The 23,327-nt window shown below is 58.8% G+C and carries 20 protein-coding genes; 13 read left to right on the top strand and 7 right to left on the bottom strand.

The features are described from left to right. Positions 1 to 5: 5 nt before the first annotated feature. From crcB to HU754_RS11580, 4 genes are all read right to left on the bottom strand, one after another. Positions 6 to 380 carry a fluoride efflux transporter CrcB gene (gene crcB / locus HU754_RS11595; protein WP_007908079.1) on the bottom strand — a complete coding sequence of 125 codons (375 nt, stop codon included), beginning with the start codon at positions 378 to 380 and terminating at the stop codon, positions 6 to 8. Beyond that, complete coding sequence (locus HU754_RS11590; protein WP_186622498.1) at positions 380 to 1,702, bottom strand: replication-associated recombination protein A; 1,323 nt, start codon at positions 1,700 to 1,702, stop codon at positions 380 to 382. The genes crcB and HU754_RS11590 overlap by 1 nt, the downstream gene beginning before the upstream one ends. A 136-nt stretch (positions 1,703 to 1,838) precedes the next feature. Next, positions 1,839 to 2,459, bottom strand: a complete 621-nt coding sequence (gene lolA, locus HU754_RS11585; protein ID WP_186622500.1) for an outer membrane lipoprotein periplasmic chaperone LolA — start codon at positions 2,457 to 2,459, stop codon at positions 1,839 to 1,841. A 67-nt stretch (positions 2,460 to 2,526) separates the two neighbouring features. Then, positions 2,527 to 4,935, bottom strand: a complete 2,409-nt coding sequence (locus tag HU754_RS11580; RefSeq protein WP_186622513.1) for a DNA translocase FtsK — start codon at positions 4,933 to 4,935, stop codon at positions 2,527 to 2,529. 297 nt (positions 4,936 to 5,232) lie between these two features. On the opposite strand from HU754_RS11580, the gene trxB reads away from it, so the two are divergent. The 4 genes from trxB to infA all read left to right on the top strand — a co-directional run bounded on the left by trxB (position 5,233) and on the right by infA (position 8,030). Beyond that, positions 5,233 to 6,192 (top strand): thioredoxin-disulfide reductase, encoded by a 960-nt coding sequence (gene trxB, locus HU754_RS11575; protein ID WP_186622515.1) that lies wholly within the window; start codon positions 5,233 to 5,235, stop codon positions 6,190 to 6,192. A 61-nt stretch (positions 6,193 to 6,253) separates the two neighbouring features. Then, complete coding sequence (aat, locus tag HU754_RS11570; RefSeq protein WP_093434297.1) at positions 6,254 to 6,934, top strand: leucyl/phenylalanyl-tRNA--protein transferase; 681 nt, start codon at positions 6,254 to 6,256, stop codon at positions 6,932 to 6,934. 57 nt (positions 6,935 to 6,991) lie between these two features. Then, positions 6,992 to 7,699 carry an arginyltransferase gene (locus HU754_RS11565; protein ID WP_186622524.1) on the top strand — a complete coding sequence of 236 codons (708 nt, stop codon included), beginning with the start codon at positions 6,992 to 6,994 and terminating at the stop codon, positions 7,697 to 7,699. Between the two features lie 112 nt (positions 7,700 to 7,811). Further along, positions 7,812 to 8,030: a translation initiation factor IF-1 gene (gene infA / locus HU754_RS11560; RefSeq protein ID WP_002553999.1), complete on the top strand. Its 219-nt coding sequence runs from the start codon at positions 7,812 to 7,814 to the stop codon at positions 8,028 to 8,030. Between the two features lie 961 nt (positions 8,031 to 8,991). On the opposite strand, the gene clpA is transcribed toward infA, so the two are convergent. Further along, on the bottom strand, positions 8,992 to 11,262 hold the full coding sequence (clpA, locus tag HU754_RS11555) for an ATP-dependent Clp protease ATP-binding subunit ClpA (protein WP_016987404.1): 2,271 nt from the start codon (positions 11,260 to 11,262) through the stop codon (positions 8,992 to 8,994). 30 nt (positions 11,263 to 11,292) lie between these two features. Next, entirely contained in the window at positions 11,293 to 11,676 is a 384-nt protein-coding gene (clpS, locus tag HU754_RS11550) for an ATP-dependent Clp protease adapter ClpS (RefSeq protein ID WP_016987405.1), read from the bottom strand. A 224-nt stretch (positions 11,677 to 11,900) separates the two neighbouring features. On the opposite strand from clpS, the gene HU754_RS11545 reads away from it, so the two are divergent. Next, on the top strand, positions 11,901 to 12,182 hold the full coding sequence (locus tag HU754_RS11545; protein WP_186622532.1) for a cold shock domain-containing protein: 282 nt from the start codon (positions 11,901 to 11,903) through the stop codon (positions 12,180 to 12,182). Positions 12,183 to 12,256: 74 nt separating this feature from the next. On the opposite strand, the gene icd is transcribed toward HU754_RS11545, so the two are convergent. Then, the gene (gene icd, locus HU754_RS11540; protein ID WP_007920207.1) at positions 12,257 to 13,513 is read right to left on the bottom strand and encodes an NADP-dependent isocitrate dehydrogenase; all 1,257 of its coding nucleotides are present in this window, start codon (positions 13,511 to 13,513) and stop codon (positions 12,257 to 12,259) included. Between the two features lie 481 nt (positions 13,514 to 13,994). On the opposite strand from icd, the gene HU754_RS11535 reads away from it, so the two are divergent. The 8 genes from HU754_RS11535 (at position 13,995) to HU754_RS11500 (ending at position 22,860) form a co-directional block, all read left to right on the top strand. Next, positions 13,995 to 16,220 carry an NADP-dependent isocitrate dehydrogenase gene (locus HU754_RS11535; RefSeq protein ID WP_186622534.1) on the top strand — a complete coding sequence of 742 codons (2,226 nt, stop codon included), beginning with the start codon at positions 13,995 to 13,997 and terminating at the stop codon, positions 16,218 to 16,220. A gap of 212 nt (positions 16,221 to 16,432) precedes the next feature. Then, a complete protein-coding gene (locus HU754_RS11530; RefSeq protein WP_093434285.1) occupies positions 16,433 to 16,879 on the top strand; it encodes an NUDIX hydrolase in 447 nt (148 codons plus the stop codon). Positions 16,880 to 16,938: 59 nt separating this feature from the next. Then, positions 16,939 to 18,063, top strand: a complete 1,125-nt coding sequence (gene mnmA, locus HU754_RS11525) for a tRNA 2-thiouridine(34) synthase MnmA (protein WP_186622536.1) — start codon at positions 16,939 to 16,941, stop codon at positions 18,061 to 18,063. Then, on the top strand, positions 18,060 to 18,683 hold the full coding sequence (gene hflD / locus HU754_RS11520; protein ID WP_016987411.1) for a high frequency lysogenization protein HflD: 624 nt from the start codon (positions 18,060 to 18,062) through the stop codon (positions 18,681 to 18,683). Before mnmA ends, hflD begins: the two co-directional genes overlap by 4 nt. 127 nt (positions 18,684 to 18,810) lie before the next feature. Next, positions 18,811 to 20,181: an adenylosuccinate lyase gene (purB, locus tag HU754_RS11515; RefSeq protein ID WP_003223822.1), complete on the top strand. Its 1,371-nt coding sequence runs from the start codon at positions 18,811 to 18,813 to the stop codon at positions 20,179 to 20,181. A gap of 86 nt (positions 20,182 to 20,267) precedes the next feature. Continuing rightward, the gene (locus HU754_RS11510; protein WP_007920198.1) at positions 20,268 to 21,437 is read left to right on the top strand and encodes a ribosomal protein uL16 3-hydroxylase; all 1,170 of its coding nucleotides are present in this window, start codon (positions 20,268 to 20,270) and stop codon (positions 21,435 to 21,437) included. Then, positions 21,430 to 21,855 carry a GNAT family N-acetyltransferase gene (locus HU754_RS11505; RefSeq protein WP_186622538.1) on the top strand — a complete coding sequence of 142 codons (426 nt, stop codon included), beginning with the start codon at positions 21,430 to 21,432 and terminating at the stop codon, positions 21,853 to 21,855. The genes HU754_RS11510 and HU754_RS11505 overlap by 8 nt, the downstream gene beginning before the upstream one ends. Before the next feature lie 243 nt (positions 21,856 to 22,098). After that, positions 22,099 to 22,860 (top strand): secretin N-terminal domain-containing protein, encoded by a 762-nt coding sequence (locus HU754_RS11500; RefSeq protein WP_186622540.1) that lies wholly within the window; start codon positions 22,099 to 22,101, stop codon positions 22,858 to 22,860. The last annotated feature ends 467 nt before the right edge of the window (positions 22,861 to 23,327 follow it).

The raw sequence follows: 23,327 nt of genomic DNA, 5'->3' as shown, positions 1-23,327 counted from the left end.
CGTTATCAAAGTTTGGTCAAAGACAGGCCAGCCCACGTCGCGAGCAGCCCGCCGAATACGCTGAGTGCCGCATAGCCCAAAGCCAGCGGCACTTGCCCGCTTTCCAGCAGGCGCACCGTATCCAGTGAAAAGGATGAAAATGTCGTCAGCCCCCCAAGGAAGCCGACCATCAACCCGGCGCGTACCTCGATCGGCACTTCCGGGCGTATCAAAAACAGGCCGTACAACACGCCAATCAGCAAACAGCCCACGATATTAACGGCCAGCGTCGCGGTATAGAAGTGCCGCGGCCAATTGGCGTTGACCCAATTACCGGTGGCGAAGCGCAACAAGGTGCCGGCAACCCCGCCGGCGGAGACCGCAATGATCAATGGAAGCACTATTTTCTCCGCTGCCGAGGGCTTAAACGATCGAGTTGGGCGAGGTGGTTGAGCTTCTCGCCGATCTTCAATTCCAGACCGCGCGGTACCGGTTGGTAGAACGGGATGGGATCAAGCTCTTCCGGGAAATAGTCTTCGCCGGCGGCATAAGCGTCCGGCTCGTCGTGGGCGTAGCGGTATTCGTCACCGTAGCCCAATTGCTTCATCAGTTTCGTCGGTGCGTTGCGCAGGTGCAGTGGCACTTCCAGCGAGCCGTTTTCAGCGGCGGCGCGCAAAGCGGTTTTGAAGCCCATGTACACCGCGTTGCTTTTTGGCGCACAGGCCAGATAGGTGATGGCTTGGGCCACGGCCAACTCGCCTTCCGGACTGCCGAGACGCTCCTGCACTTCCCACGCCGCCAGGCACAGGCTGAGGGCGCGCGGGTCGGCATTGCCGATGTCTTCGCTGGCCATGCGCACTACGCGCCGGGCCAGGTACAGCGGATCACAACCGCCGTCAATCATTCGCGCAAACCAGTACAGTGCACCGTCGGGGTTGGAGCCGCGCACGGACTTGTGCAGCGCCGATATCTGGTCGTAGAACGCTTCGCCGCCCTTGTCGAAACGCCGACGCGTATCGCCGAGCAGGCTCTGCAGCAACTCGGTGCCGATTTCGCTGTTGTCTTCAGCCAGGTCCGAGGCGTTTTCCAGCAGGTTGAGCAGACGCCGGCCATCGCCATCGGCGGCGGACAGCAGCATCTGGAAGCCTTCATCGTTCAGCGTCAGGTTGCGCTTGCCCAGACCGCGCTCTTCGGTAAGCGCGCGGTGCATCAGTTTGCGCAGCGCCGCTTCGTCTAGGCTTTTCAGCACGTAGACGCGAGCACGCGACAACAAGGCGTTGTTGAGTTCGAACGAAGGGTTTTCGGTGGTGGCGCCGATGAAGATCAGCGTGCCGTCTTCAACGTAAGGCAGAAACGCATCCTGCTGGGATTTGTTGAAGCGGTGCACTTCATCGACGAACAAAATGGTGCGCTTGCCGTACTGGCCGGCCTGCTGCTTGGCGATTTCAACGGCCTGACGGATCTCTTTGACCCCGGCGAGCACTGCCGAGACCGTTTCGAAGTGCGCATCGGAGACTTCCGCGAGCAACCGCGCCAAAGTGGTTTTACCCACTCCGGGCGGCCCCCAGAAGATCATCGAATGCAGGGCACCCTGCTCCAGCGCCTCACGCAGAGGCTTGCCGCGAGCGAGCACGTGCTCCTGACCGACGTACTCATCCAGATTGGTCGCACGCAAACGCGCGGCCAGTGGCTGGGCAATCGGTGCACTGCGAAACAGATCCATCACGTAGCGTTGAAACCTCTATTTGATCAGGTCGATCATTTGCCCTTGTGGGAGCGAGCCTGCTCGCGAAAGCGGTATTAATGCTGGATGAAATATCGCTTTCGCGAGCAGGCTCGCTCCCACAGGGTTTACGTGTTTATTCCTGGATCACGTCGGCACCCTCGGGGATGTCGAACTTGAACTTCGATGCCGATACCGGCTCGTTGGCCTTGACCCCGGTAAACAGGATGTTGGTGCGCTGGCCGACGCTATCGATCAGTTGCATATCGTTGAGCAGACCGTTGCGGAACGACAGACGCAGGTTATCGAACAGAGTGTCTTTGGTTTTCGGCTTGAGGGTGAAGTCGATCACGCCGCCCGCCTCTTTCGCGCTGATATCAAAGCTCTGGCTGATCTTCGACACATCACCGGACAGCAGCAGCGCCGGGGTTTGGGTCAGACGCTCGTCGAGCTTCTTGATGGTCGCCTGTTCCAGATCCGGGTCCCACAGGGTGACTTTCTTGCCGTCGGAAACCATGGTCTGCTCGTTTGGCGCATTGGTGTGCCAGTAGAACAGGCCAGGACGCTGCAGGGTCATGTTGCCGGTGGTTTCCTGCAACTGTGTGCCGCTACCGTCGAGGGTCAGCTGCGAGAAGTTCGCGCTCAGGGTCTTGGATGTTTCCAGCAATTGGGTCAGACGCGCCACGTCCTTGTCATCGGCGTGGGCCGTGAGAGTGGTCAGCGCCAGTACTGGCAGCAGCATGCGGATAAGACGCATGGGAGTCCTCTTGAATACTCGTTGGGAGAGCGGCGGCACATCATTGTCCCGCCTCTTGCGTTTGCAATCAGTCGCGTACCGGGCCCGGGGCCAGGACTTCACGGGAACCGTTGGTGTTCATCGAGGTGACGACCCCGGCCATTTCCATGGCTTCGATCATCCGAGCGGCGCGGTTGTAGCCGATCTTCAGCTTGCGCTGTACAGCGGAAATCGAGGCACGACGGCTTTCGAGAACGAACTGTACGGCTTCGTCATACAGCGCGTCGGCTTCCGGATCATCGCCGTCGCCGCCACCGCTGCTGCCTTCAAAACCGCTGCCAGCTTCTTCGACACCGTTGAGGATGTCATCGTTGTATTCCGGTGCGCCGCGCAGTTTCCACGCTTCGACCACACGGTGTACCTCATCGTCGGATACGAATGCACCGTGAACCCGAATCGGCAGGCTGGTGCCCGGCGGCATGTAGAGCATGTCACCGTGCCCGAGCAGTTGTTCGGCGCCACCCTGATCGATGATGGTGCGGGAGTCGATCTTGCTCGACACCTGGAACGCCATACGCGTCGGAATGTTGGCCTTGATCAGACCGGTGATCACGTCCACCGACGGCCGCTGGGTCGCGAGGATCAAGTGAATACCGGCAGCACGGGCCTTCTGGGCGATACGGGCGATCAGTTCTTCAACCTTCTTGCCGACGATCATCATCATGTCGGCGAATTCGTCGACCACCACGACGATGGTCGGCAGTTTCTGCAGCAGCGGCGCTTCGTCGTGAATGCTTTCACGCTTGTACAGCGGATCGCTCAACGGCTCGCCGGCATCCTGCGCTTCCTTGACCTTGGCGTTGAAGCCAGACAGGTTACGCACGCCCATCTTCGCCATCAGCTTGTAGCGGCGCTCCATCTCGGCAACGCTCCAGCGCAAGGCGTTGGCGGCGTCCTTCATGTCGGTGACGACCGGGCAAAGCAGATGCGGAATGCCTTCGTAGATCGACAGTTCCAGCATTTTCGGGTCGATCATGATCAGCTTGGCGTCTTCCGGGCCGGACTTGAACAGGATCGACAGGATCATCGCGTTCACACCCACCGACTTACCGGAACCGGTCGTACCGGCCACCAGCAGGTGCGGCATCTTCGCCAGGTCAGTAATGACCGGCTTACCGCCGATGTCGTGACCCAGCGCCAGGGTGACCGGTGATTTGAAATTGTCGTATTCAGGCGTCGACAGCACTTCGGAGAAGCGCACGATCTGCCGGTCTTCGTTGGGAATCTCGATACCGACGGTGGTCTTGCCCGGAATCACCTCGACCACCCGCACACTGGTCACAGCCAGGGAACGTGCAAGGTCTTTCGCCAGGTTGGCGATGCGGCTGACTTTGACGCCGGCGGCAGGCTGGATTTCGTAACGGGTAATCACCGGGCCAGGATGGATCGAATCCACCGTGACCTCGACACCGAACTCCTTGAGCTTGATCTCCAGCAAATGGCCGACCGCCGCCAGGGATTCCGGTGAGTAATTGAGTTGTTTCTTTTCCGCAGGATCAAGAATCGAGATCGGCGGCAAGGTGCCTTCCACGGCGCTGTCGACGAACAACGGCACCTGTTTCTCTTTCTGCACGCGCTTGCTTGGCTCGGGCGCCTTGGTCGGGGCCGGGGCGATAACCGGCGGCACTTGTTTCTCGCGGTCGGACATGTGCTTGCTCAGGGCTTGCTCACGTTCGATCAGGCGTTCTTTGACTTTGGCTTGTTCGCGCTTGTCGGTGACCGTCGGCGCGACCACGTCATGCACGCGATCGTCGACTTCACGCAATTGCGCAACCAGTTGCTTGCGCTCGGTACGGGCCGACCACCAGCGATTGAGCGCGCCTTGAAACAGTTCGAACAGATCAAGGGTGATCTTGCCGGTGATATCCATCACCTTGAACCACGACAGATCGGTAAATACTGTCAGGCCAAACAGGAACAGCGCGATGAACAACAGGGTGCTGCCCTGAATATTCAGCGCATTCTTCGCCAGATTGCCGAGGCTTTCGCCCAACGCGCCACCAGCCCCCGCGGGCAGGCCCGAGGCCGCGTGAAAGTGCAGATGCGCCAGCGCAGCGCCAGACAGTACCAGAAACACCAGACCGATCAGACGCCAGGAAAACAGCCAGCCACTCCACTGCCATGGCTCATGGCGCTGGCGGAAAATCTGGTACGCCTTGATCGCCAGCAGCAACGGGAAGATATAGGCGAAGTAACCCAGCACCATGAACAGGATGTCGGCGCTGTAGGAACCCGCCGGGCCGCCGAAATTCTGTACGTCATCGATCTTGCTGTTGTGGCTCCAGCCTGGATCGTCCTTGCCGTAGGTCAGCAAAGCCATCATCAGGAACAGGCACAAGGCGCCGATGGCGATCAATGCACCTTCCTTGAGCCGGTAGTGCAACTGTTGGCGCCAGAGCGGGACGACTGTTTTTGGTGCTTCGGTGGATTTCTTCAAAACGCTTCTTTTCCTGCGCCCGAGGCGCGTCCATCTATTGAATGACGATAAAAAACTGCCCAATCCAGGCAGGTAAAAAAGTGAACGAGCGCAACTGAGACTACTTTTAACACTGTGCTGCCGCTTTTATAAATACAGCGCACGGCGAACATTCTGTAACAGCCCGGCATTGTACGGGTTTGTGCGTGCGATGCCATGCTTCAAGCCCCAGGATCGAGCATAGTCAAGCACACAGAAGCCGAGACTCAATTTGAGCATGCATTACCTTTTGTGACAAAGGCTTATGAGGTCTATTTGATGAACGTAGCGAAGCATTCACGCCTGATCATCCTTGGCTCCGGCCCGGCCGGTTACAGCGCTGCCGTGTATGCCGCCCGCGCCAACCTCAAACCCGTGGTCATCACCGGCCTGCAGGCCGGTGGCCAGCTCACCACCACCGTCGAGGTCGACAACTGGCCCGGTGACGTCGAAGGCCTCACCGGCCCGGTGCTGATGGAGCGCATGCAGAAACACGCCGAACGCTTTGCCACAGAGATCGTTTACGACCACATCCACACCGCCAAGTTGCAGCAGCGCCCGTTCGAGCTTATCGGCGACAGCGGCCCTTACACCTGCGACGCACTGATCATTGCCACCGGCGCCTCGGCGCAGTATCTGGGCTTGCCCTCGGAAGAAGCCTTCGCCGGCAAAGGCGTTTCCGCCTGTGCGACCTGTGACGGCTTCTTCTATCGCAATCAGGTGGTCGCCGTGGTCGGCGGCGGCAATACGGCGGTTGAGGAGGCACTTTACCTGTCGAACATCGCCAGAGAGGTGCACCTGATCCATCGTCGCGACAAACTGCGTTCGGAGAAAATCCTTCAGGACAAACTGTTCGAGAAAGCTACGAACGGCAACGTACGCCTGCACTGGAACCAGAATCTCGACGAAGTGCTCGGCGATGCCAGCGGCGTCACCGGCGCGCGGCTGCGGGACAGTCATACCGGCGAAACCCGCGAACTGGCGTTGGCCGGCGTATTCATTGCCATTGGTCACAAGCCCAACACCGACCTGTTCCAAGGCCAGTTGCCGATGCGCGACGGCTACTTGCGGGTCAAGGGCGGCAGCGACGGCGACGCCACCGCCACCGAGATTCCCGGGGTATTTGCCGCCGGTGACGTGGCTGACCACGTTTACCGCCAGGCGGTAACGTCAGCCGGTGCCGGGTGTATGGCCGCACTGGATGCCGAGAAGTATCTGGACGACATTCCTGTCATTTAACGGCACACTTTATCGCGGGCCAGACGCCCCACCGCCCTCCCCTTCTGTAAGCCTGGATGCCATGCTGACTTGGTTACAACGTAATTCCCTGACTTTTCCGCCACTGGAAAAGGCCATGCGCGACCCCAACGGATTGCTGGCTGCGGGTGGCGATCTGTCGGCCGACCGGCTGATTCAAGCTTATCGCCATGGCTGCTTTCCATGGTTTTCCGAGGGTCAGCCGATTCTCTGGTGGTCGCCGGATCCGCGCACCGTCTTATTTCCCGACGAACTGCATGTCTCGCGCAGTCTCGGCAAACTGCTGCGTCAGGAACGCTATCAAGTCACCTTCGATCAGGATTTCGATGCCGTGATCCGCGCCTGTGCCGCACCACGGGATTACGCCGATGGCACCTGGATCACCGAGGCGATGCAGGACGCCTATGTCGAACTGCATCGTCGCGGCTTCGCGCATTCGGTGGAGGTCTGGGATCAGGGCGAACTGGTCGGTGGCCTGTACGGCCTGGCGATGGGCCAATTGTTTTTTGGTGAATCGATGTTCAGCCGCGCCGACAATGCCTCGAAATTCGGCTTTGCGACCCTGGTGCGGCATCTGAAAGACTCGGGATTCGTGCTGATCGATTGCCAGATGCCGACCGATCATCTGCACAGCCTCGGCGCCAGAGCCATTCCCCGCCAGGAATTCGCCGACTATCTGGCCCGCCATCTGGACCAACCCAATCGTGCCACCTGGGTTTGCTGAGCGACTTTTGCGCGCGTGGCTTACACTTAATTCACCAGCTTATCCCGAGGGTTGATCATGACCGAGTTGGCGCGATTGAAGTTCTATGCCACTCAGCCTCACTCTTGCAGTTATCTGCCCGAGGAGCAGGCCACGACCCTGTTTCTCGATCCGAGTCAGCCCATGGATGTGCATGTCTACGCAGACCTGTCGGAAATGGGCTTTCGTCGCAGCGGCGATCATCTGTACCGGCCGCATTGCCAGAACTGCAATGCGTGCGTGCCTGCGCGCATTCCCGTGGCGCAGTTCATGCCCAATCGTCAGCAGAAGCGGATTCTCAAGCGCAATACGGATTTGCAGGTGCGCCCGGCCAAACCGCAATTCAGCGAAGAATATTTCGACCTGTATCAGCGTTACATCGAACAGCGCCACGCAGACGGCGACATGTACCCGCCGAGCCGTGATCAGTTCGCGACGTTTCTGGTCCGCGACTTGCCGTTCTCGCGCTTTTACGAGTTCCGACTCGACGGACGGTTGCTCGCCGTGGCGGTCACTGATTTGCTGCCGAACGGTTTGTCAGCCGTGTACACCTTCTACGAACCCTCCGAAGAACGCCGCAGCCTTGGCCGATTTGCCATCCTCTGGCAAATCGCCGAGAGCCAGCGCCTTGGGCTTGAGGCGGTCTACCTCGGTTACTGGATCAAGAACTGCAAAAAGATGAACTACAAGACGCAATATCGCCCCATCGAATTGCTGATTAATCAGCGCTGGGTGATCCTCAACTAAACCCAAGCCGTAAACCCCTTGGCGTAAACCCCATTTTTCGGGCACAATGCACGCCGCTTTTGCCTGGCGCAGTTGCACCGGGCCATTCATTGGATACCGAGGGCTTTACTGCATGTCGAAAGAAGACAGCTTCGAAATGGAAGGCACTGTCGTCGACACCCTGCCCAACACCATGTTTCGTGTGGAGTTGGAAAATGGGCACGTCGTAACCGCGCATATTTCCGGCAAGATGCGCAAGAACTACATTCGTATTCTTACCGGTGACAAAGTGCGCGTCGAGCTGACGCCCTATGACTTGAGCAAAGGGCGCATCACTTACCGCGCTCGTTAATCAAGTCAATACAGAACGCCCGGTTTATGCCGGGCGTTTTTGTATGTGCGTTTTGGGTTTTTGGGTTTGGGGGCATATCCGTTTTTTTGGGTGCGGCCGCTGGCGGTTTCGCTCTTACAGCGAGTCACCTTTTCCAAACGCCGAAAAGGTAACCCAAAAGGCTTTGCCCCGGCGTACGGCACTTCGCTGAGGCTCAGTGTTCCCTCGCTACGGTGTCCATCCGGGGGCATCGCCTACGGTTTGCTTCGCTGCACCTCCTCTCGATGAATGCGGCTACGCCGCACGGCGCTGCGCGCCTACCCCCCGGATGAACACCTACGCTCGGCCTGCCGATGGGGCAAAAGATCAAAAACCACATCAAAAGCCAAAGCCAGATCAAAAGCCCCTCACCCTAGCCCTCTCCCGGAGGGAGAGGGGACTGACCGAGTTGTTTGGGAGAACTACTCCGACTTGGGATATCGAGTTGAACGCGAATTTTGAGAGACCCACCATCGGCTCCCTCTCCCTCGGGAGAGGGCTGGGGTGAGGGGCGAATCCACGACAAATCCAAAGCCGACCACGCTGTGCTCCTCACCACTCAACAGGATGAGCGTTAGCTCGGCTGCAGCTTTTGATCTGTAAGGCGACGTCGGAAGGCTGAGTGGAGGGATTGATCCGGGCGTGGGAGCGCAGCGACCGTTTGGCGCAGCCAAACACAGCGAGAGGAGGTGCAGCGAAGCAAACCGTAGGCGCTGCGCCCGGATCGATCCCGCAGCGAAGGAACCCCGAGCCCCAGCGAGCGGGCCGCACGTAGGAGCAAGCGTTTTTTGCTTACTTTTTTTGGCGTTTGAAAAAAAGTGAGTCGCCGTAAGGGCGAAACCGTAATAAGCCATCACCGCAGCAACGGATATTCACCCAAAAAACCCAAACGACAAATAACAAAAAGGCGCCCGAAGGCGCCTTCCCAATCAACATCAAACCGTCAGGCCATCTCAGCGGTAGTCTCGAAGTCAAACGTCAACTCACCATCCTTGATGTCGATGTGCACCACACCGCCATGCTCGGCCAGCTCGCCAAACAGAATCTCCTCCGCCAACGGACGCTTGATCTTGTCCTGGATCAGACGAGCCATCGGACGCGCACCCATCGCCGAGTCATAACCACCCGCCGCCAGCCAACTACGCGCAGCATCAGTGACCTCAAGCAACACACGCTTGTCTTCCAGCTGCGCCTGAAGCTCGGTAAGGAACTTGTCCACCACACTTTTGATGACCTCATGACTGAGGCGACCAAACTGGATAATGGTGTCCAGACGGTTACGGAACTCCGGCGTAAAGCTCTTCTTGATCACTTCCATCGCATCAGACGAGTGGTCCTGATGGGTGAAACCGATCGAAGCACGCGCCGCTGTTTCGGCACCAGCGTTGGTGGTCATGATCACAATCACGTTGCGGAAGTCCGCCTTGCGCCCGTTGTTGTCGGTCAGCGTACCGTGATCCATCACCTGCAACAGCAGGTTGAAGACTTCCGGATGCGCCTTCTCGATTTCATCAAGGAGCAATACGCAATGCGGCTGCTTGGTGATCGCCTCGGTCAACAGACCGCCCTGATCGAAACCGACATACCCAGGAGGCGCACCGATCAGACGCGACACGGTGTGACGCTCCATGTACTCGGACATGTCGAAGCGAACCAGCTCGATCCCCAAGGCCTTGGCCAATTGCCGCGCAGCCTCGGTTTTACCAACACCGGTCGGGCCTGCGAACAGGAACGAACCGACTGGCTTGTCGGGCGATTTAAGCCCGGCACGCGACAGCTTGATCGCGGTCGACAGCGAATCGATCGCCGCGTCCTGACCAAACACCGTCAGCTTCAGGTCGCGCTCCAGATTACGCAGCAGCTCCTTGTCGGAACTGGTGACGTGCTTCGGCGGAATCCGTGCGATTTTCGCCACGATGTCTTCGACCTGTGGCACTTCAATGCGCTTCACGCGTTTTTCGACCGGTTGCAGACGCTGATAGGCGCCCGCCTCGTCGATCACGTCGATGGCCTTGTCCGGCATGTGCCGGTCATTGATGTAGCGCGAAGCCAGCTCAGCAGCGGCGCGCAACGACTCATCGCTGTATTCGATGTTGTGGTGCTGCTCGAAACGCCCTTTCAGGCCGCGCAGGATGCCGATGGTGTCTTCCACCGACGGCTCGACGACATCGACCTTCTGGAAGCGCCGTGCCAAGGCACGGTCCTTCTCGAAGATGCCACGGAATTCCTGGAACGTGGTCGAGCCGATGCAGCGAATGTCGCCAGACGACAGCAGCGGTTTGAGCAGGTTCGAAGCATCCATCACGCCACCGGAAGCAGCGCCGGCACCGATGATGGTGTGGATTTCGTCGATGAACAGGATCGCCTGCGGACGTTTTTTCAGTTCGTTGAGCAGCGCCTTGAAGCGCTTCTCGAAATCACCACGATACTTGGTGCCCGCAAGCAGAGCGCCAAGGTCGAGCGAGTAAACAACGCTGTTGGCCAGCAGGTCCGGCACCTGATTATCAACAATGCGCTTGGCCAGGCCTTCGGCAATCGCGGTTTTACCCACGCCCGCCTCGCCTACCAGCAGCGGATTGTTTTTGCGCCGGCGCGCGAGAATCTGCGCGACACGCTCGACTTCCGACTCACGGCCGACCAGCGGATCGATACGACCCTGGCGCGCGAGTTCGTTGAGGTTGCTGGCATAAGCATCCAGAGGATTGCCTGAAGAAGAAGACTCACCGCCCTCGTCGTCCTGCATATCTTGTTCACCTTCAGAGTGATCGCCATGCCCCGGCACTTTGGATATGCCATGAGCGATGTAATTGACGACATCGATGCGCGCAACGCTCTGCTGTTTCAGCAGGAACACTGCCTGACTCTCTTGCTCACTGAAGATTGCGACCAGCACGTTGGCGCCAGTCACTTCGCGTTTGCCCGAGCTCTGTACGTGGAAAACAGCACGTTGCAGTACACGCTGGAAGCCCAGGGTTGGCTGGGTTTCACGATCTTCGTCATGAACGGGGATCAATGGCGTGGTGGAGTCGATGAACTCCTGCAGGTCATGCTTGAGTTTGTCGAGGTTTGCGCCACAGGCACGCAAAACGGTGGCGGCAGCCTCATTGTCCAATAGGGCCAGCAAAAGGTGTTCGACGGTCATGAATTCATGACGTTTCGAACGAGCCTCCTTGAAGGCTAGATTGAGGGTGACTTCGAGCTCGCGGTTTAACATAGCTTCACCTCATACCCAAGTGGTCGGCGATTAACCGTCCTTCTCGATTTCACAGAGTAGCGGATGCTGGCTTTCCCTGGCGTACTGGTTGACCTGCATGGCCTTTGTCTCGGCGATGTCGCGGGTAAACACTCCACATACTGCCCGCCCTTCTGTGTGGACGGCCAGCATGACCTTGGTCGCCAGCTCGCGATTCAGGTTAAAAAACACCTCGAGCACTTCGACGACGAAATCCATCGGTGTGTAGTCATCATTAAACAAAACCACCTTGTACATCGGCGGCGCCTGTAACGCAGGCTTTGCTTCCTGAACAGCAACGCCTGCCGAATCGTCGTCGTGCTCCTCTGGAAGATCCTTTTGGAGAAGCGGGCGATCCTGATTGAATGTTAGTCGAATCTGGCTGATTGCATGCATGGAAAGAAAGGTTCGTCAGTTGTGCAAATACAGTGGTGGGGGCGGCTGTCCACGTTTTCAACTCCGACTGCCCGGTCACCTTGACTATCGGGAAAACGGTGTTACAACCAATAGAACCCACAGTGGGTAAAAAAGATCCGCGGAGTCAATTCTTTTAACGAATAAGATTGCGGATGAATTGGATGATACTCCAGCGATGGAGTCTGTTGCAGAGGGATTTGAGCATGGCTGTCGGCAAGGTGAAATGGTTCAACAATGCCAAGGGATTCGGCTTTATCAATACCGACGCCCGCGAAGGCCGCGATGAAGACGGAAAAGAGATTGATTTCTTTGCGCACTACTCCGCCATTCAGATGGACGGGTATAGAACCCTCAAGGCTGGACAACTGGTGAGTTTCGAGATTGTTCAAGGCCCCAAGGGGCTGCATGCCCTAAAAATCACCTCGGTCGAAGCCGCAAAAGATTTGCCCCATACCGTCACGCAAGTGCAAACGGTATCCAGCTGACGCCTCAGAACCTTCAGCCATAAAAAACCGCCTGACTCAATAAATGAGTCAGGCGGTTTTTATGTGCCCGCGTTTTACATATGCGAAATCAGCGCATCGCCGAAGCCCGAAGACGAAACCAGTTTGGCCCCGTCCATCAGACGCTCAAAGTCATAGGTCACAGTCTTGGCCGAAATAGCGCCGTTGGTGCCCTTGATGATCAGATCTGCCGCTTCCGTCCAGCCCATGTGCCGCAGCATCATCTCGGCCGAGAGAATCAGCGAACCCGGGTTGACCTGATCCTTGCCGGCGTACTTCGGCGCAGTACCGTGGGTGGCCTCGAACATCGCCACGGTGTCGGACAGGTTGGCGCCCGGCGCGATGCCGATACCGCCCACTTCCGCCGCCAGGGCGTCGGAGAGGTAGTCGCCGTTCAGGTTCAGGGTCGCGATCACATCGTATTCGGCCGGGCGCAGCAGGATCTGCTGGAGCATGGCGTCGGCGATGGCATCTTTGACTACAACGTTCTTGCCGGTTTTCGGGTTTTTGAACTGCATCCACGGACCGCCGTCGAGCAGAGTCGCGCCGAATTCTTCAGCGGCCACTTCGTAGGCCCACTCTTTGAAGGCACCTTCGGTGAACTTCATGATGTTGCCTTTGTGCACGATGGTCAGCGAATCGCGGTCGTTATCGACCACATATTGCAGGGCCTTGCGCGCCAGACGCTTGGTGCCTTCCAGCGAAACCGGCTTGACGCCGATGCCGCAGTTTTCGTCGAAACGGATCTTGGTGACGCCCATTTCTTCTTTAAGGAATTTGATGACTTTGGTGGCTTCCGGCGAACCGGCCTTCCACTCAATGCCCGCATAGATGTCTTCGGAGTTCTCGCGGAAAATGGTCATGTCGACATCGCCGGGCTTTTTCACCGGGCTTGGCACGCCTTCGAACCAGCGCACCGGGCGCAGGCAGACGTACAGGTCGAGTTGCTGACGCAGGGCCACGTTCAGCGAGCGGATGCCGCCACCGACCGGGGTGGTCAGCGGGCCTTTGATGGAAACCACGTAATCCTTGACTGCATCGAGAGTTTCCTGAGGCAGCCAGGTGTCCTGATCATAAACCTGAGTGGCTTTTTCCCCGGCGTAGACTTCCATCCAGGAAATCTTGCGTTTACCGCCGTATGCCTTTTGAACTGCAGCATCGACAACCTTGATCATCACCGGGCTGATGTCGACACCAATGCCGTCACCTTCGATGAAGGGGATGATCGGGTTATCAGGAACATTGAGAGAATGGTCTGCATTGACGGTGATTTTGTCGCCGACGGCTGGAACCTGAATCTTCTTGTAACCCATGCTGAACTCCATTGTTTGGATTGAACATCTGGCTTGGTTCGAGCGTAACCCAGTTAAATCAACACGCAAACCCTCTGTTCGTGGCGCGCCTACATCTCGTTTCGTACAAGCCTGAAAGCAAAGGGAAAAGCGCCAAACTCAAGCATTCGCGACGACTCTACGCCCGACCCCGCCCTGCGACCTTTAGACCAATGGACGAGAATCGTTGCATATGAACCATCGGCAGATTGCCAGCTACCTATGTATAATGCCGCCCGCTGACCACAGGGTCACGACGGCTGGCCTCTCTAGCACGAGACTTTCCGCCTGATTGGTCGGGTTGTTACCGCAGTCCGACTGCTTGACGCTCTACTGATGCACCCAACATCACCGCGAAGAATCTCGACATTCGGTTCATGGATGACTTTGAACGAACGCGCTTACCCGGCGCCCCTCGAGTTTCTGCGCACGCTTTAGCAAAGAAGAGAGAGTTAATCCGAATATGCCCACCCGCTCGAAGATCATCTATACCTTCACCGACGAAGCTCCAGCCCTCGCCACCTATTCCCTGCTGCCGATCATCGAGGCTTACACCGCCTCGGCCGATATCGCCGTGGAAACCCGCGATATCTCTCTTGCAGCACGTATTCTGGCCAGCTTCCCCGAGCAACTGGGCGACAAAGCCGTAGCCGACCACCTCGCCGAACTGGGCGACCTGGCCGTTACGCCTGAAGCCAACATCATCAAGCTGCCGAACATCAGCGCTTCGGTGCCACAGCTGCAAGCCGCGATCAAAGAGCTGCAAGCTCAGGGTTACAACCTGCCGGACTACCCGGAAACCGTGACCAGCGACGCCGACAAAGATGCCAAGGCGCGTTACGACAAGGTCAAGGGCAGTGCCGTGAACCCGGTTCTGCGTGAAGGCAACTCCGACCGTCGTGCACCGCTGTCGGTGAAGAACTATGCGCGCAAGCACCCGCACAAAATGGGCGCCTGGGCCAAAGACTCCAAATCCCACGTCGCTCACATGAGCACCGGCGATTTCTACGGCAGCGAAAAAGCTGCCCTGATCGACGCCGCTGACGCCGTGAAGATCGAGCTGATCGCCAAGGACGGTACCGCTACCGTTCTGAAAGAAAAAACCACCGTTCAGGCTGGCGAGATCCTCGACTGCGCCGTGATGAGCAAAAACGCCCTGCGCGCGTTCATCGCTGCTGAAATCGACAGCGCCAAGGCCCAGGGCGTGCTGCTTTCGGTTCACTTGAAAGCAACCATGATGAAGGTCTCCGACCCGATCATGTTCGGCCAGATTGTTGCCGAGTTCTATAAAGACGCCCTGACCAAGCACGCTGACGTGCTGGCCGAGATCGGCTTCAACCTGAACAACGGCATCGGCGATCTGTACGCGCGCATCAAAGCCCTGCCGGCTGAGCAGCAAGCACAGATCGAAGCTGACATGGCCGCCGTCTACGCCGCTCGTCCATCGCTGGCAATGGTCAACTCCGACAAAGGCATCACCAACCTGCACGTGCCGAGCGACGTTATCGTCGACGCCTCAATGCCGGCAATGATCCGTGACTCCGGCAAAATGTGGGGCACCGACGGTCAACTGCACGACACCAAGGCGGTGATCCCGGATCGTTGCTACGCGACCATCTACCAGGCTGTGATCGAAGATTGCAAAGCCAATGGCGCCTTCGACCCAACCACCATGGGCAGCGTGCCAAACGTTGGCCTGATGGCGAAGAAAGCCGAAGAGTACGGCTCGCACGACAAGACTTTCCAGATCAAGGCTGACGGCGTGGTTCGCGTCACCGACAGCAAGGGCAACCTGCTGATGGAACAGGCTGTTGAAGCCGGCGACATCTTCCGCATGTGCCAGACCAAAGACGCGCCGATCCAGGACTGGGTCAAACTGGCCGTCAACCGTGCTCGCGCGAGCAGCACGCCAGCGATCTTCTGGCTGGACCCGATGCGCGCTCACGATGGCGTAGTGATCGAGAAAGTTCAGGCTTACCTGAAGGATCACGACACCACCGGTCTGGACATCCAGATCATGGCGCCGGTCGACGCCATGAAGTACACCCTGCAGCGCACCCGCGAAGGCAAGGACACCATTTCGGTGACCGGCAACGTACTGCGCGACTACCTGACCGACCTGTTCCCGATCATGGAACTGGGCACCAGCGCCAAGATGCTGTCGATCGTGCCGCTGATGAACGGCGGTGGCCTGTTCGAAACCGGCGCCGGCGGTTCGGCTCCGAAGCACGTGCAGCAACTGGTTGAAGAGAACTTCCTGCGCTGGGATTCGCTGGGTGAATTCCTTGCACTGGCAGCGTCCCTTGAGCATCTGGGTGTGAACTACAACAACCCGAAAGCGCTGGTGCTGTCGAAAACCCTGGATCAGGCCACCGGCCAGTTCCTCGACAACAACAAGTCGCCATCGCGCAAAGTCGGCAACATCGACAACCGCGGCAGCCACTTCTATCTGGCGATGTACTGGGCCCAGGCCCTGGCTGCCCAGACTGAAGACGCTGCACTGCAAGCGCAGTTCGCGACTCTGGCCAAGACTCTGACCGAGAACGAAGCAACCATCGTTGCCGAGCTCAACGCCGTTCAGGGCAAGCCAGTCGACATCGGCGGTTACTACCACGCCAATGCCGAGCTGATCAGCAAGGCCATGCGCCCAAGCGCAACTCTCAACGCGGCGATTGCTGCGCTGGTTTAAGGTTGTAGCGCTGTAAACGAACCCCGGCCCTGTGCCGGGGTTTGTGTTTCCAGAGCTCACACAATTCCCCTGTGGGAGCGAGCCTGCTCCGGGCGGCGTTCCGACGAAAGCGGTTTATCATTCAGCATCTGCATTGACTGACACACCGCTTTCGCGAGCAGGCTCGCTCCCACAGGGGGATTGGGTTTCAATTCTATATTTGAGGACATCCTATGGAATGGCTCCCCCACATCACCGTCGCCACCATCGTCGAGGACAACGGCCGCTTCCTGATGGTCGAGGAACACAAGGCTGGGCGTAACGTGCTCAACCAGCCCGCCGGCCATCTCGACCCGGACGAAACCCTGATCGACGCCGCCGTGCGCGAGACCCTCGAAGAAACCGGCTGGGACGTCGAACCTACCGGCGTGATCGGCATTTACTTGTACACCGCACCGAGCAACGGCGTGACTTACCAGCGCGTGTGCTTCAGCGCCAAAGCCGTGCAACACCACCCCGACTACCAGCTCGATGACGGCATCGTCGGCGCCAAGTGGCTGACCCGTGACGAATTAATGGCTCAACGCGACAACTGGCGCAGCGAGCTGATCATCCGTTGCATCGACGATTATCTGGCCGGCCATCACTTCAGCCTCGAACTGATCCGCCCTTCTCTTTAGCCTTGAGGCCGCGAGCCTGCTAGAATCGCGTCCTTTTTCAAGACACTCATTGAATCCCTATGCGTGATCCAGCCCCTTCTGACACATCCAAGAAGCGCGTCATTGTCGGCATGTCCGGCGGCGTGGACTCTTCCGTTTCCGCTCTCCTGCTGATCGAGCAGGGTTACGAGGTGGAAGGCCTGTTCATGAAGAACTGGGAAGAAGACGACGGAACGGAATACTGCACCGCCATGGACGACCTGGCGGATGCTCAGGCTGTCTGCGACAAGATTGGCATCAAGCTGCACACTGCCAACTTCGCCGCCGAGTACTGGGACAACGTGTTCGAGCATTTCCTCGCCGAATACAAGGCCGGCCGTACGCCGAACCCGGACATCCTGTGTAACCGCGAAATCAAGTTCAAGGCGTTCCTCGATTACGCCATGATGCTCGGTGCCGACCTGATTGCTACCGGCCACTACGTGCGTCGCCGCGACATCGAAGGCCGCACCGAACTGCTCAAGGGCCTCGACCCGAACAAGGATCAGAGCTATTTCCTGCACGCCGTTGGCGGCGAACAGATCGCCAAGACCCTGTTCCCGGTCGGCGAACTGGAAAAGCCGGAAGTCCGTGCGATTGCCGAGAAATACGAGCTGGCCACCGCCAAGAAGAAGGACTCCACCGGGATCTGCTTCATCGGCGAGCGGCGCTTCAGCGACTTCCTCAAGCAATACCTGCCGGCGCAACCGGGCGAAATCAAAACCACCGAAGGCGAAGTCATCGGTCGCCACCACGGTTTGATGTACCACACCATCGGTCAGCGCCAAGGTCTGGGCATCGGCGGTTTGAAAGATGCCGGTGACGAGCCGTGGTACGTGCTGCGCAAGGACCTGGACAGCAACGAGCTGATCGTCGGCCAGGGCAACAACCATCCGTGGCTGTTTTCCAGCGCCCTGCTCGCTTCGGAAATCTATTGGGTCAACCCGATCGACCTGAGCCAGCCGCTGCGCCTGACCGCGAAAGTGCGTTATCGCCAGAGCGATCAAGCCTGCACCCTGGAAAAAGCCGCCAGCGGCTACCGCGCCGTGTTCGACGAGCCGCAACGCGCGGTGACGCCGGGCCAATCGGTGGTGTTCTACGACGGTGAAATCTGTCTCGGTGGCGGCGTGATCGAAGTGGCCGAGCCGTGGAGCGGCCAGGCATGAGCCCGACTCAGGAGCAACTGACGGCGCTCGGCGGCGTGTTTCTCGCCGCCGTGCTGGTCGACCGGATCGCCAAGACCGGCCAGACCAGCGAGGCCGGCCTGAGCTGCATGCTCGGCAGCCTGCTCGTGCGCGACCCGAAGGACACGCTGGACGTATACGGCGGCGACGACATCAATTTGCGCGAAGGTTACCGTGCACTGATTGGCGCCCTTGAACGCGACCCGAGCACGCTGCAACGCGAGCCGCTGCGTTATGCCCTGTCGATGCTCGGCCTGGAACGTCAACTGGCCAAGCGCAACGACATGCTCGACATCATCGGCAAGCGCTTGCCGCAGATCCAGTCGCAAGTCGAGCATTTCGGCCCGGCCCACGAAAACGTGGTCGCGGCTTGCGGCGCGCTGTACCAGGACACCCTGAGCACCTTGCGCCAACGCATTCAGGTGCATGGCGACATGCGCAATCTGCAGCAGCCAAGCAACGCCTCGAAGATTCGCGCCCTGCTCCTCGCCGGCATTCGTTCAGCGCGCCTGTGGCGGCAGCTCGGCGGCCATCGCTGGCAGTTGGTGATCAGCCGGCGCAAGCTGCTCAAAGAGCTGTATCCGTTGATGCGCAGCGAGTAAATCGCCGCGCAATAAAAGCTTTGTAGTCTGTAACGCGTAATACGCCGGTCAGTTGGCAACGGACCGGCGGATTTTTTCATGTATGATACGCGCCCCATTTCGTTGCCCGACTGTCCGAGAACACCCCATGCAGCTTTCTTCGCTCACTGCGGTTTCCCCTGTTGACGGCCGCTACGCCGGCAAAACCCAGGCCCTGCGCCCGATTTTCAGCGAGTACGGCCTGATCCGTGCCCGTGTTCTGGTTGAAGTGCGCTGGCTCCAGCGCCTGGCCGCCCACGCTGGTATCCCTGAAGTGCCAGCCTTCTCCGCCGAGGCCAACGCCGTTCTCAATGAACTGGCTGAAAACTTCTCGCTGGAGCACGCCGAGCGCGTCAAAGAGATCGAGCGCACCACCAACCACGACGTCAAAGCGATCGAATACCTGCTCAAAGAGCAGGCGGCCAAGCTGCCGGAGCTGGCCAAGGTCAGCGAGTTCATCCACTTTGCCTGCACCAGCGAAGACATCAACAACCTGTCCCACGCCCTGATGCTGCGCGAAGGCCGTGACGACGTGATGCTGCCGCTGATGCGCCAGACCGCCAACGCCATCCGCGAACTGGCCATCCGTTTCGCTGACGTGCCAATGCTGTCGCGCACCCACGGTCAACCAGCCTCGCCAACCACTCTGGGTAAAGAGCTGGCGAACGTGGTTTACCGTCTCGAGCGTCAGATCGCTCAGGTCGCTGCCGTACCGCTGCTGGGCAAGATCAACGGCGCTGTCGGCAACTACAACGCCCACCTGTCGGCCTACCCGCAGATCGACTGGGAAGCCAACGCCCGCGCCTTCATCGAAGACGAGCTGGGCCTGGGCTTCAACCCGTACACCACGCAGATCGAACCGCACGACTACATCGCCGAGCTGTTCGACGCGATCGCGCGCTTCAACACCATCCTGATCGACTTCGACCGTGACATCTGGGGCTACATCTCCCTGGGTTATTTCAAGCAGCGCACCATCGCTGGCGAAATCGGTTCGTCGACCATGCCGCACAAGGTCAACCCGATCGACTTCGAAAACTCCGAAGGCAACCTGGGCATCGCCAACGCACTGTTCCAGCACCTGGCGAGCAAACTGCCGATCTCCCGCTGGCAGCGCGACCTGACCGACTCCACCGTACTGCGTAACCTCGGTGTCGGCTTCGCCCACAGCGTGATCGCCTACGAGGCCAGCCTCAAAGGCATCAGCAAACTGGAGCTCAACGAGCAGAAGATTGCCGCTGACCTCGACGCTTGCTGGGAAGTATTGGCCGAGCCGATCCAGACCGTGATGCGCCGCTACAACATCGAAAACCCGTACGAGAAGCTGAAAGAACTGACCCGCGGCAAAGGCATCAGCCCTGAAGCGTTGCAGACTTTCATCGATGGTCTGGACATGCCTGCCGAAGCGAAAGCCGAGCTCAAGCAACTGACCCCGGCCAACTACATCGGCAACGCTGTAGCGCAAGCCAAACGCATCTGATCGACCGCTTGATCCGTTTGAGACGCCCGGCCGCGCCGGGCGTTTTTATTCCCGTCTGAAAAGTGATTTTTTTCAATAGGTTACATATGAATTCCGATATTCCTCTTCAACTTCTGGGCGGCCTCACAGCACGCGAATTCCTGCGCGACTACTGGCAGAAAAAGCCACTGCTGATCCGTCAGGCGATTCCTGACTTCGAAAGCCCGATCGACGCCGACGAACTGGCCGGCCTGGCCCTGGAAGAAGAAGTCGAATCGCGCCTGGTGATCGAGCATGGCGAGCGCCCATGGGAACTGCGTCGCGGCCCGTTCGCTGAAGACGAATTCAGCAAACTGCCGGAAAAAGAGTGGACCCTGCTGGTGCAAGCGGTCGACCAATTCGTGCCGGAAGTCAGCGAGCTGCTGGAAAACTTCCGTTTCCTGCCGAGCTGGCGCGTCGACGACGTGATGATCAGCTTCGCCGCCCCGGGTGGCAGCGTCGGTCCGCACTTCGATAACTACGACGTGTTCCTGCTGCAAGGCCACGGCAAGCGCAACTGGAAAATCGGCCAGATGTGCGATTCCGAGAGCCCGCTGCTGCAACACGCAGACCTGCGCATCCTCGCTGAATTCCACGAGACCGAAGAATGGGTACTGGAACCGGGCGACATGCTCTACCTGCCGCCGCGCTTGGCGCACTGCGGTGTCGCGGTCGACAACTGCATGACCTACTCGGTCGGTTTCCGCGCACCAAGCGCTTCCGAAGTGCTGACTCACTTCACCGACTTCCTCAGCCAGTTCCTGACTGATGAAGAGCGCTACACCGACGCCGACGCACAGCCTGCAGCCGATCCACACCAGATTCAGCACGACGCACTGGATCGCCTGAAAGCCCTGCTCGCCGAACACATGAGCGACGAGCGCCTGCTGCTGACCTGGTTCGGCCAGTACATGACCGAGCCGCGCTACCCGGAACTGGTGGCCGGCCCGGAAGAAATCGAAGAAGAAGATTTCCTCGCTGCGCTGCAGGATGGCGCCATTCTGATCCGCAACCCAAGTGCGCGCCTGGCCTGGTCGGAAGTCGATGACGACCTGCTGCTGTTCGCCAGCGGCCAGAGCCGTTACCTGCCGGGCAAGCTGCGCGAACTGCTGAAGCTGATCTGCGCCGCCGACGCCCTGCACACCGACAACCTCGGTGAGTGGCTGAACGACGAAGACGCTTGCGGCCTGCTGTGCCAGTTGGTCAAGCAAGGGAGCCTGGGGTTCGCCGATGAATAAGATTCGCGTACGTGTCGCAGACTGGCAGAAGGACATCGCCGAGATCCGGCGCATTCGTGAAACGGTGTTCATCGCCGAGCAATCGGTGCCACCTGAGCTGGAATGGGACGCGGACGATGCGACCGCCGTGCATTTTCTGGCGTTTGAAGGCGACTTTCCGATTGGTACTGCGCGCCTGCTGCCTGACGGGCACATTGGCCGCGTTTCGGTACTGAAAGACTGGCGCGGGATGAAGGTGGGTGATGCGCTGATGCAAGCGGTGATTGCTGAAGCGGAAGAACGCGGCCTGAAGCAGCAAATGCTCAGCGCTCAGGTGCAGGCCACGGCGTTCTATGAGCGCCTCGGCTTCAGCCTGATCAGCGAGGAATTCCTCGAAGCCGGGATTCCGCATGTCGACATGGTTCGGCATTCGGCTTAAGACGGCGGCGCGGCCTTCGCGAGCAGGCTCACTCCCACAGGGGATCTCCTGCGGACACGATTTTTGTGTCAGACAGAGATCCAATGTGGGAGCGAGCCTGCTCGCGAAGAGGCCCTCGAGAACACCACAAAACGCCCCGACATCAACCGATGCCGGGGCGTTTTGCTGTCTACGATTCAACTTGCCCCACCCAAGGCCGACAAACTGGCAATATCAAGCCTTTCGAAAGCGGAGATAACGGACATGTCCCTACGCACCCTGCTCACCACCCTGCTGCTCGGTTGCAGTTTTTCGGTGATGGCAGCCACAGAAATCGTGCCCCTCAATTACCGCACCAGTACTGAAATGCTGCCGATGGCGCAAGACTTCCTCGGCAAGGACGGTCAGGTCAGTGCCTATGGCAACCAACTGATCATCAAGGCTGAGCCGGACAAGATCCAGGAGCTCAAGGCGCTGATCACCCAATTGGACACGGCGCCCAAGCGTCTGCTGATCACCGTCGACACCAATGAAAACAATGGCCGTGGCGACGAAGGTTATTCGGTCAACGGCGCCCAGCCGAACCAGACCCGCATCATCAGCCGCAGCACCGCCAGTCGCGACGGCGGCGTGCAGCAGGTGCAGGCCACCGACGGCATGCCGGCGCTGATTCAAGTCGGTCAAAGTGTGCCGATCACCAGCAGCCAGACCAACTCCTATGGCGATTACAGCAGCCAGACCCAATACCGCAACGTCACCCAGGGTTTCTACGTCACCGCCAGCGTCACCGGCGACATCGTTCACCTGGCGATCAGTACCAACCGTGACCGCATGAGCCAGGAACGTCCCGATGTAGTGAACGTGCAAAGCACCGACACAACTGTCAGCGGGCGCCTCGGCGAGTGGATCACCCTCGCCGGCGTGAATCGCCAGACTCAGGCCGACAAACAGGGCCTGACCCGCAGCTACTCGACTCAAGGCCGGGATGACATGACCTTGCGGGTCAAAGTCGACGCCCTGGACTAAAGCACCGAAAACTGACTGATTAGTCGTATTAGACGAAAGATGTAGTGCTTGAAAAAAAGCACTACAAAACGTTTGACGGGGTAAAAAAGCGAAGGCATGATGGCCTCGCTCCCGCTAATCAGAGGCCCTGGCAAGGGCCTTCGAAGCGATGTTCGCACCTACCCCGCGAACCGCTTCGTGTCTGTACCGCCCACAAGGTGTGTTTGACGAGGTTGCCGACTGGAACGAAGTTGTCCCGAGGGACGGAAGCGTAATTAGGTAACCCGGCTTCACACTGTAGACCGTATAAAGGCCCACGACGCCCGAATGCGCCCGCAGTCCGCCACTACCTGCTCACTTCCCCTCGAGCCTATCGTTCATCCCGTCGCCTACCCCGCCGAATCCGACCTGACCACCTAAGCTTCTGGTCAGCGAGCGCAGGAATTTTCCACCGCAGAACAACTTTTCATAAAGACGCGACGAGGTTT

This window comes from Pseudomonas zeae (genome assembly GCF_014268485.2).
In the GTDB taxonomy this organism is placed as follows: Bacteria; Pseudomonadota; Gammaproteobacteria; order Pseudomonadales; family Pseudomonadaceae; genus Aquipseudomonas; species Aquipseudomonas neuropathica.
This window is presented reverse-complemented; position numbering and strand designations above follow the sequence as displayed.

What these genes read in the sequence shown, in the direction of transcription:
- HU754_RS11590 (WP_186622498.1), bottom strand. Translation starts at nt 1,702, where the DNA reads ATGGATCTGTTTCGCAGTGCACCGATTGCCCAGCCACTGGCCGCGCGT.
- lolA (WP_186622500.1), bottom strand. Translation starts at nt 2,459, where the DNA reads ATGCGTCTTATCCGCATGCTGCTGCCAGTACTGGCGCTGACCACTCTC.
- trxB (WP_186622515.1), top strand. Translation starts at nt 5,233, where the DNA reads ATGAACGTAGCGAAGCATTCACGCCTGATCATCCTTGGCTCCGGCCCG.
- aat (WP_093434297.1), top strand. Translation starts at nt 6,254, where the DNA reads ATGCTGACTTGGTTACAACGTAATTCCCTGACTTTTCCGCCACTGGAA.
- HU754_RS11565 (WP_186622524.1), top strand. Translation starts at nt 6,992, where the DNA reads ATGACCGAGTTGGCGCGATTGAAGTTCTATGCCACTCAGCCTCACTCT.
- infA (WP_002553999.1), top strand. Translation starts at nt 7,812, where the DNA reads ATGTCGAAAGAAGACAGCTTCGAAATGGAAGGCACTGTCGTCGACACC.
- clpA (WP_016987404.1), bottom strand. Translation starts at nt 11,262, where the DNA reads ATGTTAAACCGCGAGCTCGAAGTCACCCTCAATCTAGCCTTCAAGGAG.
- clpS (WP_016987405.1), bottom strand. Translation starts at nt 11,676, where the DNA reads ATGCATGCAATCAGCCAGATTCGACTAACATTCAATCAGGATCGCCCG.
- HU754_RS11545 (WP_186622532.1), top strand. Translation starts at nt 11,901, where the DNA reads ATGGCTGTCGGCAAGGTGAAATGGTTCAACAATGCCAAGGGATTCGGC.
- icd (WP_007920207.1), bottom strand. Translation starts at nt 13,513, where the DNA reads ATGGGTTACAAGAAGATTCAGGTTCCAGCCGTCGGCGACAAAATCACC.
- HU754_RS11535 (WP_186622534.1), top strand. Translation starts at nt 13,995, where the DNA reads ATGCCCACCCGCTCGAAGATCATCTATACCTTCACCGACGAAGCTCCA.
- HU754_RS11530 (WP_093434285.1), top strand. Translation starts at nt 16,433, where the DNA reads ATGGAATGGCTCCCCCACATCACCGTCGCCACCATCGTCGAGGACAAC.
- mnmA (WP_186622536.1), top strand. Translation starts at nt 16,939, where the DNA reads ATGCGTGATCCAGCCCCTTCTGACACATCCAAGAAGCGCGTCATTGTC.
- hflD (WP_016987411.1), top strand. Translation starts at nt 18,060, where the DNA reads ATGAGCCCGACTCAGGAGCAACTGACGGCGCTCGGCGGCGTGTTTCTC.
- purB (WP_003223822.1), top strand. Translation starts at nt 18,811, where the DNA reads ATGCAGCTTTCTTCGCTCACTGCGGTTTCCCCTGTTGACGGCCGCTAC.
- HU754_RS11510 (WP_007920198.1), top strand. Translation starts at nt 20,268, where the DNA reads ATGAATTCCGATATTCCTCTTCAACTTCTGGGCGGCCTCACAGCACGC.
- HU754_RS11505 (WP_186622538.1), top strand. Translation starts at nt 21,430, where the DNA reads ATGAATAAGATTCGCGTACGTGTCGCAGACTGGCAGAAGGACATCGCC.
- HU754_RS11500 (WP_186622540.1), top strand. Translation starts at nt 22,099, where the DNA reads ATGTCCCTACGCACCCTGCTCACCACCCTGCTGCTCGGTTGCAGTTTT.